Origin of the sequence: Pseudomonas sp. MWU13-2862, from assembly GCF_023242495.1 — a bacterium.
Lineage (GTDB): Bacteria > Pseudomonadota > Gammaproteobacteria > Pseudomonadales > Pseudomonadaceae > Aquipseudomonas > Aquipseudomonas gingeri_D.
In genome coordinates this window covers 40,280-51,498 of the sequence record NZ_JALMEZ010000007.1, presented here as the reverse complement: position 1 = coordinate 51,498, position 11,219 = coordinate 40,280, and the positions used below count along the sequence as shown (strand labels likewise).

At 62.8% G+C, this 11,219-nt stretch carries 8 protein-coding genes; 3 read left to right on the top strand and 5 right to left on the bottom strand.

The genetic code is table 11. The features are described from left to right. Positions 1 to 139 precede the first annotated feature (139 nt). Both M5C56_RS14310 and M5C56_RS14305 read right to left on the bottom strand, forming a co-directional pair. Complete coding sequence (locus M5C56_RS14310; RefSeq protein ID WP_103499707.1) at positions 140 to 1,846, bottom strand: cyclic peptide export ABC transporter; 1,707 nt, start codon at positions 1,844 to 1,846, stop codon at positions 140 to 142. 76 nt (positions 1,847 to 1,922) lie between these two features. Then, positions 1,923 to 2,984 carry a TauD/TfdA family dioxygenase gene (locus M5C56_RS14305; protein ID WP_103499708.1) on the bottom strand — a complete coding sequence of 354 codons (1,062 nt, stop codon included), beginning with the start codon at positions 2,982 to 2,984 and terminating at the stop codon, positions 1,923 to 1,925. 345 nt (positions 2,985 to 3,329) lie between these two features. Here M5C56_RS14305 and M5C56_RS14300 point away from each other — a divergent pair, with 345 nt between their 5' ends. From M5C56_RS14300 to syrC, 3 genes are read left to right on the top strand one after another with little or no spacing between them, the layout of a single operon-like run. Next, positions 3,330 to 5,393, top strand: a complete 2,064-nt coding sequence (locus M5C56_RS14300; protein ID WP_247263197.1) for an amino acid adenylation domain-containing protein — start codon at positions 3,330 to 3,332, stop codon at positions 5,391 to 5,393. A gap of 17 nt (positions 5,394 to 5,410) precedes the next feature. Further along, complete coding sequence (gene syrB2, locus M5C56_RS14295) at positions 5,411 to 6,346, top strand: syringomycin E biosynthesis L-threonyl-[L-threonyl-carrier protein] 4-chlorinase SyrB2 (protein ID WP_103498869.1); 936 nt, start codon at positions 5,411 to 5,413, stop codon at positions 6,344 to 6,346. A gap of 56 nt (positions 6,347 to 6,402) precedes the next feature. Then, on the top strand, positions 6,403 to 7,614 hold the full coding sequence (gene syrC / locus M5C56_RS14290; protein WP_103498870.1) for a syringomycin E biosynthesis aminoacyltransferase SyrC: 1,212 nt from the start codon (positions 6,403 to 6,405) through the stop codon (positions 7,612 to 7,614). A 226-nt stretch (positions 7,615 to 7,840) separates the two neighbouring features. Here the strand turns inward: syrC and M5C56_RS14285 are convergent, their stop codons facing one another. From M5C56_RS14285 to M5C56_RS14275, 3 genes are all read right to left on the bottom strand, one after another. Beyond that, positions 7,841 to 8,452 (bottom strand): aspartyl/asparaginyl beta-hydroxylase domain-containing protein, encoded by a 612-nt coding sequence (locus M5C56_RS14285; RefSeq protein ID WP_103498871.1) that lies wholly within the window; start codon positions 8,450 to 8,452, stop codon positions 7,841 to 7,843. Positions 8,453 to 8,630: 178 nt separating this feature from the next. After that, positions 8,631 to 10,001 carry an MFS transporter gene (locus tag M5C56_RS14280; RefSeq protein ID WP_103498872.1) on the bottom strand — a complete coding sequence of 457 codons (1,371 nt, stop codon included), beginning with the start codon at positions 9,999 to 10,001 and terminating at the stop codon, positions 8,631 to 8,633. Further along, positions 9,998 to 11,002: a cupin-like domain-containing protein gene (locus M5C56_RS14275; RefSeq protein ID WP_103498873.1), complete on the bottom strand. Its 1,005-nt coding sequence runs from the start codon at positions 11,000 to 11,002 to the stop codon at positions 9,998 to 10,000. The genes M5C56_RS14280 and M5C56_RS14275 overlap by 4 nt, the downstream gene beginning before the upstream one ends. Positions 11,003 to 11,219: the final 217 nt, after the last annotated feature.

Here is an 11,219-nt window from a genome sequence, read left to right as displayed (position 1 = left end):
ACATTTCTTCTCGCAAAGGGTCAGCCTCGCCACGCGCAAAAGGCGGCGACAACTGGAAATTGAGTCAGGTCCAGGGGCCGGCCGACCTCGCTCAGCTTCGCGAAGGGCCGGTCCTGGAAAAGTTAAACAGCGCTGGAAATCAGGCGCGCTTGCCCTGCACCGAGCAATTCACGTCGGAGACGATCTTCCCGTCCACCAACTTGATGATGCGGTCGGCCAACTGGAAGTACTGGTCATCGTGGGTGATGATCAGCACCGTCTTGCCGCGACGCTTGAGGTCCGGCAGCAGTTCCTCGTAGAAGAAGCGCTTGAACGGCGGGTCCTGGTCGGCGGCCCATTCGTCGAGCAGGTAGATCGGCCGGTCTTCCATGTAGGCGCAGACCAGCGCCAGGCGTTTCTGCTGACCGTAGGACAGGGCCTTGGTGGTGGAATAACCGAGCCCTTCGATCTTGATCTTGTCTTCCAGGCCGAGGGTCGCCAGGTACTTCTGCGCCAGTTCGGTGCTGGCGTCCTCTTCTTCGTCGGGACCGATCAGCCGGTTGAACAGATGGAAGTCGGAGAACACCGCGGAGAACAGGTCACGGTAGTCGCTGCGTGACTCTTCGTTGATCAGCTTGTCGTCGAGCAGAACCTGCCCGCCCTGTGGGATGTACAGGCCGCAGATAACCTTGGCCAGGGTGCTCTTGCCGCAGCCGTTACCACCAACGATGTAGATCAGTTCGCCGGCACGCACCGTCAGGTCGATGGGTCCCAGGCCGAACCCGGTGCCGGTGAGCGGGTCCTGATAGTTCATGTGCACGTCGCGCAACTGGATGCTGTCCCAGGACTTCTTGTGATCCAGGCGCAGCACATTGGCGGATTCGCTGGCGAGGGCTTCCGGCTCCGGGTGCGGGCCGTTGATCGAGAAACCGAAATCCGCCAGGCGGCTGCCGGCGATGCGGCCCTGGGCCAGCAACGGCATGGCGCCGATCAGCAGCGAAAGCGGGCCCATGATGTACAGCACCACCAGCACGCTGGCGGTCATGGTATTGGTATCGATCACCCCGAGCATGGGCGCGACGAACAGCAGGCAACCGATCAGCAGCGACAAGGTCAGCTGGCCGACGTTGTCGGCGGCGGTGTACCAGAGCCGTTCGATAAAGTTGTAGCGCGCCACCTGGGTCGAGGACTCCTGGATAGCCGAGCGGCTGAACCAGCGGCGCCGGATGCCGTTGAGCTTGAGTTCCTTGAGACCGAACACCAGGGCGTGGGTGTATTCGTTGAACGAGGTGAACTCGTCACGCACTTTGTGCGAGAAGGAGATACCGCCCAGGAAAAAGAACAGGTACAGCGCCACCCCGACCACCATCAGGCCGACGGTTACCGCGAACACCACCCAGGACAGGTAGGCCAGGTAGGCGATGCCGAACAGCAGCACCGCCAACTCCACCAGCACCGACGGCATGATCACCAGGGTACTGTTGAGTTGCGGAATATCGCTGGTCAGCATCGTCAGAACGTTGGGTGCCCCGCGGCGGTCGATCTCTTCCAGGGGCGTGGCGAGGATCTTGCGGCACAGGGCAATCCGCAGGCGGGTCATGATGCGCATGCTGGCGTAGGCCGGAAACAACGCGGCACCGTTGCGGAACAACAGCGACACCGCACTCAGGCCGACGAACCAGTACAACGACTGCAACTGGAAGCTTTCCTCATGAATCGCCTCGTTGATCACCTTGATCACCGCGATGGACGCCACCCCGCTGATGATCCCGGTCAACAGGGTCATCAGCGTCAGCCAGGGATGATTGCGCCACAGCAGACGCATGACCGAGCCAGGTTTGGCCTTCTTCTCTTGCTCGTTTTTCATTGGTTGCTGTCCTTGAATGCATTAGCCCGCGCAATGGCCGGTCGTTGAAAGTCCAGGGTCACTCGATTGCGATCACTCAGGTCGGTTGCCAGACGTCATCCCGGGCAGTCATTTCGCCCATGGCGACGACGATCAGACGGGGTTCTTCGTAGGGATCCCGGGCATGGGCGGCGAGCATGTTGTCGAGCATCACCACATCGCCCTTGCGCCAGTCGAAGCGCACCGCACAGGCCTCGTAGGCTTCGCCGATCAAGGCCATGACCGAGTCCTCGATGTCCGAGCCGTCGCCATAGCTGACCAGCCGTGGCAGGCGGTCGGCGCCGAACATGTCGAGCAGGTCCTCGCGCATTTCCTCGCCCAGGCAGAACGGGTGGTGCAGCTGCACCTGGTTGAAGAAGCAGCGCTCACCGGTGAACGGGTGGCTGATCACCGCCGGGCACTGGGTGCGAATCTGCAGGGTGTCGCTGTCGAGCCATTCGAAGTCGGTGCCCTGCTCGCGGCAACGCTGTTCGACGACGCTGCGTTCAGGGGTGCCGAAGAACGATTCCCAGCTCGGCTCGACGCCGGCGGTAAAGGTACGGCTGTACATCAGGCCCTTGCTTTCGAAACGCGCGACCACCTCGGCCGGCAGACGCTGGAGCACCTGGCGAATGTCCGCCAGCGGCGTCGCGCCACCGACCCGTGACGGCTGCTCGCAGAAGAACCATTGCTTGCGCGGCCAGCTTTCCAGGTGCGAGCTCTCGTTGTGATAGAGGATCATCTCGCGCTCGGGATAAGGCGTGGAGCGATAGACATTGCGCCCGCCTTCTTTCTTCGGCAGGTCGCCATAAGTGCCGTGCAACCCGGGCGACAGCGCCTCGGCAAAGGCCTCGAAAGCCGCCACCGAGCCCAGCTCGAAACCACGGAACAGCACCGCGCCGTGACGGCACAGCAACGCCTCGATCGCCTCGCGTTGCGCACTCGCCCACAACACCGGATCCAGGCCAGGCGCGGCCGGTTCGATCACCACGGGCAAACTGCTGTCGGCTGCCAGCAGGGACAAACGTACCGATGGATCCCCCGCCCGGTCGGGCCAGGCCGGCGCATCCGCCAGCGGTTCTTCGGTGAAAACAGGCGAAACGTTAGCTTGAAGACTCATGAACAAACTCCTGGACCACAGCCCCTCACATCCACGTTGTACGGGGCAAGATCAACAGGCTCCGCCGCCGCGCAAGGATAAAAACACCGATGGCGGGGGGCTGTCTGTCACCGCAAACCGGGACAGCGGTGACCCGGGCCGCGGATGCATCGCGATCACCGTCGGCACGCGTTTGTCCCCATTTCCCGCGACAGACGCAGGCCCGCGGTCGGTGCTGAAATGCGGCAACTGCGGATCGTGCCGGCTCTTCGAATGGATCCTCCAGGCCGCAGGGATGTCTCGAGTGCAACGTCTTTCGCCACGGCGAAAAGACGTTGCACCTGTTATTACACAGGAGCGTTAGTCATGCCGATCAAGAACACTGGCGAATCGGTTAACACCCCGCCAGCCCCTCTCACGCCCGGTGCCTTCCTGCATGAGATATTCAGTGCCCGGGCCCGTGAATTTCCCGAGCGAACGGCGGTGTCCGACGCCACTCGGACATTGAGTTATGCCCAGCTCGAGGCGCTGTCGTCGAAGCTGGCCGCACGTTTGCGTCACGAAGGCGTCAAGGATGGCGTGCGTGTGGGCATGTACCTGCCGCGCAGCGCCGACCTGATCATCAGCCTGCTCGGCATCCTCAAGGCCGGCGGCACCTATGTCCCGGTCGACCCGCAATACCCGGGCAAACGCGTTGAGCACATCGTCCGTGACAGCGGCCTGGGCCTGGTGATCGGCGATGCCGCGAACCTGCCGAAAAGCCCGTCCCTGCGTGTGCTGTCCCTCGAGCAGTTGCTGTCCGCGCCCGCGCTGGAACTGAGCGTTGACGGCAGCCGCCGCGACCCGGACCAGGCCAGCGCCTACGTCATCTACACCTCCGGTTCCACCGGTGAGCCCAAGGGCGTACTGGTTTCCCACGGCAACGTCAGCCGCCTGCTGGAAAGCACACAACGGACCTACGGCTTCAACGCCCAGGACGTCTGGTCGATGTTCCACTCCATCGGCTTCGATTTCTCGGTCTGGGAAATCTGGGGCGCCCTGGCCCACGGCGGCCAGGTCAGCGTGGTACCGTATGACGTCTCGCGCTCGCCTGCCGCCCTGCGCCAATGGCTGTCCGACCAGCGCGTGACCGTGCTCAGTCAGACCCCGTCGGCCTTCCGTGGCCTCGACGAGGCCGATCGCGGCGCGACCGCGCCCCTGGCCCTGCGTTATGTGGTCTTCGGTGGCGAAGCGCTGCCGGCCACCGTGCTGCGTCCCTGGGTTGAACGCCATGGCGACCAGAAACCGGCCCTGATCAACATGTACGGGATTACCGAAGCGACGGTGCACAGCACCTTCAAGCGCGTACTCGGCCAGGATCTGGAAAGCAGCGCAATGGTCTCCATCGGCAACCCCCTGGACGGCTGGCAGTTGCATCTGCTCGACGCCAACCAGGTCGCGGTGCCCCAGGGCACGGCCGGCGAGCTGTACATCGAAGGCGCCGGCGTGGCCCAGGGTTACCTGAATCGCAGCGAGCTCAACGCCAAGCGTTTCATCCAGTTGCCCGGCACCTCGATCCGCGCCTACCGCACCGGCGACCTGCTGATCCTCGACAATGACGGTGAGTACCGTTATGCCGGCCGTTGCGACGAACAGCTGAAGATCAGCGGTTTCCGTATCGAGCCGGGCGAGATCGAAGCCTGCCTGCAAACCAGCCCGAGCGTCTCTGCCGCCCATGTCGGCGCCCATGACTACGGCGATGGCGACCTGCGCCTGGTGGCCTATGTGGTCCCGACCCAGAGCCTCGGCGCCTGGACCGAGCAGACCCGCAGCGAAGTGGCCGCCCTGGTGGCCGCCAGCCTGCCGGACTACATGCGTCCCTCGGCCTACCTGGCGCTGACCCAACTGCCAGTGACCGCTCACGGCAAGATCGACAAGAAACAGCTGCCCTCGCCGACCGCCGGCGTCACCCCGTCGCACTCGGTGGACGCCCAGGGTCTCAGCGAACCGGAGCAGCTCGTACTCAAGGTCTGGAGCGAAGACCTGGGCCTGAAGAACATCGGCCTGAATGACGACTTCTTCGATTTCGGCGGCACCTCCCTGGCCTTGATCCGCTCCCTGAGCAAGCTCAAAAGCCATTACCAGATCAACATCGATCCCGGTGTCCTGGCCGACGGCGCAACCGCCAAGGTCCTCGCCGACTACATCTCGCGCATCGTTGCACCCGGGCAGTTCGTGCTCAAGGTGTGGGGTGAAGACCTGGGCCTGAAGAACATCGGCCTGAACGATGACTTCTTCGATTTCGGCGGCACCTCCCTGGCCCTGATCCGCTCCCTGAGCAAGCTCAAAAGCCATTACCAGATCAACATCGATCCGGCTGTCCTGGCCGACGGCGCCACCGCCAAAGCGCTGGCCGATTACATCTCCCGCACTCTTGTTCAAGCCCATTGACCGAAAAGGAAAAGCCCGTGAGCAAAAAATTCGCCTTGACCCCGGAAGAGCGTGCCTCGTTCGAAAAGAACGGTTTTATCGGTCCGTTCGACGCCTACTCGCCGGAAGAAATGAAAGAAACCTGGAGACGTACCCGCCTGCGCCTGCTCGACCGTAGCGCCGCGGCCTACCAGGACCTGGACGCCATCTCCGCCGGTACCAACATCGCCAACTACGACCGCCACCTGGATGACGAATTCCTCGCCAACCACATCTGCCGCGCGCAGATCTGCGACCGCGTCGAAAGCATCCTCGGCCCGGATGTGCTGTGCTGGCGCACCGAGTTCTTCCCTAAATACCCGGGTGATGAAGGTACCGACTGGCACCAGGCCGACACCTTTGCCAACGCTTCCGGCAAACCGCAGATCCTCTGGCCGGACGCCGAAGAGTTCGGTGGCACCATCACCGTCTGGACCGCGTTCACCGACGCCAACATCGCCAATGGTTGCCTGCAGTTCATTCCTGGCACCCAGAACAGCATGAACTACGACGAAACCAAGCGCATGAGCTACGACCCCGAAGCCAACAACAGCGAGGTGGTCAAGGACGGCGTACGTCGCGGTTTCTTTGGTTACGACTATCGCCAGTTGCAGATAGACAAGGACTGGAAGCCCGACGAGGCAGCGGCCGTACCGATGCAGATGAAAGCCGGCCAGTTCATTATTTTCTGGTCGACCCTGATGCACGCCTCCTACCCCCACAGCGGCGAAACAGAAGAAATGCGTATGGGCTTCGCCTCGCGTTATGTGCCGTCGCACGTACAGATCTACCCGGACTCGGACCATATCGAAGAGTACGGCGGTCGCATCAGCCTGGAGAAATACGGCGCGGTACAGGTGATCGGTGAAAAGACACCGGAATACAACCGTCTCGTGACCCATACCACCCGCGGCAAGAAATTCGAAGCGGTCTGACCCACAGCGGCCAGGCGACAGTTGGCCTGGCAATGTGCCTACAGGAGTTGAAATCCATGACTATTTCCACCGACGCAGCGATGCGCCTGTGCGAGACCGTGAGGATGCTTAGGCACCTTGCCATCCATTTGCCCGATCCCATGTGCCTGAGTTTTCTCGCCCCGGACAACGGCCTGCTCCCCGAGCAGGCTTCCCCCAGCGTGAGAGCCACGGAACGGGCGATCAACGCCGCCTTTGCGCGGATCGGCGTGCGCACCGTGCAATACCTGCACGGTGGCGAGGCACAGCTGTCGTCCTTCGAGTTTTTTATCAGCCGGAAAATCTGCCAGGCGCTCGACTACCGCTACGACCACTTCGACGATACCGAAGAGGCCAAGGCGTTCGGGCGACTGCTCAAGCATTTCGAATTCAGCGGTGCCGTGCCGGAAGTCGAGACACTGCACCTGACCACCCGCGACAACGTTTCCCTGTCGGTGCATGCGAGCACCAACCGGGAACGTCCGGCGATTGTCCTGGCCCTGCCCTGCGGCATGCCCTTCGATCTTTGCCGCGACTGGTTCAACGTCCTCAGCGAGCGCTTCTTCGTGGTCACCTGGGAGACCCGCGGCCTGTTCGGCTCCTGCGCGTCCTTCGACCAGGTCGCGGTGGACACCGAAGCCCAGGTCGCCGACCTGATCAGCGTGATGAATCACTACCAACTGCCGACGGCGCACCTGATGGGCATCTGTGGCGGTGCGGTGATCGCCCTCAGCGCGGCCGCCGCCCACGACAACCGGGTCACCTCCCTGAGCCTGTGGCACGGCGACTACAACCTGGGCGACAACAACCTGCGCACCACCCATCAGCAGAACTTCGAATGGCTGATGGAAGCGGCGGCCTTTGACCGCCAGGAAGCCACCGACCTGCAGGCGATGTTCCTCGACCAGGCGACGCTGGCCACCACGCCGGAGCCGATCGCCCATGTGGTGCTCTACCCCTACGTCAACCCGGAACTGTTCTATCGTTATGCGCGCCTGAACGATGCCTTGAACAAGACCGAGCTGGCGTCGCGGCTGGCCCGCATCAACGTGCCGACCCTGGTGGTGGCCGGCGACGCGGATGAAACCACGCATATTGGCGGCTCACGCTATATCGCCGCGTCGATCGACGATGCCACCCTGCATGTCGAGCACAACGGCAGCCACCTGGCGTTCTTCGCCTCCACCCAGTACTCGAAACAGACCGCTTTCCGCTTCCTCGAAGAAACCCTCCAGCCTGTGGTCGCCTGACCGTCCAGAAGAGTGTCCCAGGACAGCCGGTAGAGACCGCCTTGACCCGCATCGCGCAGAAGCGATGCCTGGGTCAAATGGCCCGCCATGTGGAATTTGTCGATTGAGGTTTCTACCGAGGCGCAATGAGTACGGCCCGCAAGCCGGGCCTCTACAGTTTGTGGTTTTACAACAACCGTACTCTACCTGCGGAGCGGCCCGATCACTCGGCCCGCTCCTGTCGACCTCAGGTATCCATGTGTTTTTCACGATGGAACTCAAGATAGAGCACGGTACGGTGTGCCCGCGAAGCATTGACCGCGAAGTGGTCGAGGGAGCCGTCGAAGATCACCAGGTTGCCATTGGTGCTCTGGTTGAAGCTGCCGTTGACGTTGAGGTAGGCATAGTTCTGGGTGGCCGGCGCGTCGATGGTCAACTGCATGTGCAGCAGGCCTTCTTCCCAGGTGCCGGTGTGTGAGTGCGTACCGAGGAACACATTGGGCTCCATGCGCAGCAAGGCGCACAGCTTGATCCCGGGAATCTGTTTCAACAGCTCGATGGTCCCCGGCATGGCGGCCTGGGCATAGGGGATCGGTGTGTCGTAGGCCACCAGGCCGTACTGGGTCCACTCGGGCATGACGTCCATGTCGTCGCCCCAACCCCAGAGCCAGCCATACTCGCCGCCAGCCTCCATATGGGCGGCCACTTCATCGACGATCTCGGTGATCGACTTGCCGACGCGGTTGATGGTCAGGGTCGGGGCATCGAGGGCGAGAAACTCTTCACGGATCACTTCCCAGTTGTCGGCAAGGTGCTTGAGCTTGGGAAAGCGCTTGGGTTCATAAAACGACGGACGCATAGGTCCTCCTTTATCGATTGTTGTCGGCTCGGATGGCGGTGCGGCGCAGTCCTGTCGAATCCGGGACGTTGCGCGGGAGCTTGCAAAGGTTGACCCAGGGGACCTGGCCTGTCTGTCACGGGAATCCGGTACAACCCACAAGGGCACCCCATCGCACAGGGGTGCCCCCACCCGCTTGTCACAGAGCGTCGGCCGGGGCCGTATCGCCGCTGCGCAGGGGCGCCGCTTCAGCCGGCGCACCCTCCAGGCGACGCATCGGCCCGTAGATCAGGACCGTCAGGGACAGCAACGCAAAGAATGCCCCTGCCACCACAAACAACATGCCCACGCCACGTCCCGCACCCACCCCGATCCAGTGGCCGATCGACTCTGCATAGGCACCGCCAGGCAGCAACGCTGGCTGGAACCAGTGATCCACCAGCAGACCGCCGACGAAGATCACCAGGCTCGTGGTGGCAATGGTCAACATGCTGATCAGGGCAAACACGCTGGCGCGATTGCCGGTGGGGATCTTGCGCATCCACAACGAGTTCACGCTGGCATCGGCGACACTCGCCGCGGTGATCGCGACAAAGGCCAGGGCACAATAGGCAACGGCATGGGAGACCGCGCCCATGGCAATGACGCAGATCGACAACAGCAGGTCGGCCACCGCCACCAGCACCATCAAGCGCCGCGGGTTGCCCATGGAAATCAGCAACCCGGCGCCCGACAATCCGCCCAGCGCCGCCCAGGTGTAGGCCAGGCCCAGGGTCTGGCTGCCCAGGGTGGACAACAGCAACGGCGTCATCATCAGCGTTGCCAATGACAACAGCGCGTTGCGCAGCATGGTGTAGAACAGCAAGCCGGCCATCACGTGGCTGGCGGCAAAAAACTTCAGCGCCGCGGTGATATTGTTCAGCGAGCCGCGCAAGACCGAGCTCTTGCCGACAGCATCGGCGCGCTCCGGTGCCGGCCGCACATGGGAAAACGCCTTGATCACCAGCAAGGTCCCCGAACAGAAGGTGATCAGGTCCACCGCCAGAATCGGCACAAACCCGGCCCTGGCCATGATCGCCCCGGCCAGCAACGGCGCCACCAGCGCCGAAGCGTTCTTGCTGATGCCCATCAGGCCCGAGGCCCGGGTGAACTTTTCCGGGGAGACGATCGAATTGACCGCAGCCTGATAGGCCGGCTTGCGGAACGCCGAGACGATCGAGGCCATGCAGTTGAAGATGTACAGGTGCAGCGGCTCCAGCCGGTCGAACCAGAGCAGGCCCATGACGCCGAACAGCAGCAGCGCCAGGCTGACGTCGCAACAGACAATGATCAGCCGGTGGCTGACCCGGTCGGCCAGCCCGCCGGCCAAGGGCAGGAACACCACCGCCGGCAAGGTCGCCGCCAGCACCACATTGGCAAACGCCACCGCCGAGCCGGTATGGGAGTAGACCCAGACGCCGAGGGCGAACTCCATCAGCGCCGTGCCGACGATCGCCAGGGACTCACCGCACCACAGAAAATAGAAACTTCGCCCCAGGTCGAAGGCCGGCAGACGGCGCTTGCGGCTCATGGGCGCACATCGCGCAGCGTGAACACCGACTTCACCCGCTGCCCCAGTCGCCAGGCCAGGGAGTAGGCCACCGCTCCCAGCACCAGCGGCGCCAGGCGGGAAAACAGATAGGTACGCAGTACCCGCCTGGCGATCGGCGAGCGGATATCGCCACTGACATGCAAGGGCGTCGGAAAGGTCGCGGCCACCGTCGCGCCAAATGCGTCATCCATCGATTGCACCGCATGCCACCAGTACACCGGGATATACAGCGCATCGCCCGGCTCCACCACCGTGCGCAACGCCTGCAGGCCACGGGTGCCGGGGAAACGCCGGGTATCGATGTCGTACAGGTAGCCGGCTTCTTCGACGACCGGCTGCAGCGCCCGCCAACTGGTCTCGTCCGGCGGCAGCAGAAGGACCTCCTTGGCCCCGACGACTTGAGCCATGAAGGTCTCGTCGACGACATGGAAATGCCAGTCGGTGTAGGAATTGCGGTACAGGAAACTGCGATGGGAGGGGTAGTGCCGGGACTTGGACAGCTGCGGCATGAACGGCAGGCCGCCGACATCATCCTTCATCTGCTCGATGGCCGAGCCTTCGGAAAAACGACAACTGTCGGCCACCAGGGGGTCACTCCCCTGGCCCAACTCATCGAGAAACTCGTGAAACGGCATTTCCCGGTAAACCGTGCCCGCATACTCGGTCAACGCCGCCTTGACCTCGGGGTTCGACCAGCCGATGACCTCCGAGACGATCTTTGAGCGCACCACCACCGGGTTGTTGCGCGAATGCGTCTTGAAGTAATCCAGGCGTTGCCATTTCTCGAACGCCGGCCAGTGGCGCACGGCATTTTTCACCAGGCAGGGACGGTTGTGGTTGACGTAGCGACGGGTGAATTCCTCCCGGGAAATCGTCAACGCATCGATCACCTCGACAGGTCCCGCCTGGGGGTGATTGGGAAACCGCGACAGACTCCAGAACTTCGACTCAGGGCGATCCACTTCGGCGATCAATGACATTGTGCGACCCTCGCAAGAACACTCAGGGCCGTTGATATAACAGACTCGCGCGCGCGGTCCCAAACGCGCCGATGGCCCCCGCACGGGGTTGTCCCTGCTTCCCATGACAGACATCGCCCAGTGGATGCTCTAGTTTTTTCCCACGCTTTTCCTTCGTCCCGCCGACAGGCAGTTGTCCTTACTCCTACGCACCACTGCGCTTCGAGCGGAGACGAAC

Coding starts and splice junctions, on each gene's coding strand:
- M5C56_RS14275 (WP_103498873.1), bottom strand. CDS start 11,002: ATGTCATTGATCGCCGAAGTGGATCGCCCTGAGTCGAAGTTCTGGAGT.
- M5C56_RS14310 (WP_103499707.1), bottom strand. CDS start 1,846: ATGAAAAACGAGCAAGAGAAGAAGGCCAAACCTGGCTCGGTCATGCGT.
- M5C56_RS14285 (WP_103498871.1), bottom strand. CDS start 8,452: ATGCGTCCGTCGTTTTATGAACCCAAGCGCTTTCCCAAGCTCAAGCAC.
- M5C56_RS14300 (WP_247263197.1), top strand. CDS start 3,330: ATGCCGATCAAGAACACTGGCGAATCGGTTAACACCCCGCCAGCCCCT.
- syrC (WP_103498870.1), top strand. CDS start 6,403: ATGACTATTTCCACCGACGCAGCGATGCGCCTGTGCGAGACCGTGAGG.
- M5C56_RS14280 (WP_103498872.1), bottom strand. CDS start 10,001: ATGAGCCGCAAGCGCCGTCTGCCGGCCTTCGACCTGGGGCGAAGTTTC.
- M5C56_RS14305 (WP_103499708.1), bottom strand. CDS start 2,984: ATGAGTCTTCAAGCTAACGTTTCGCCTGTTTTCACCGAAGAACCGCTG.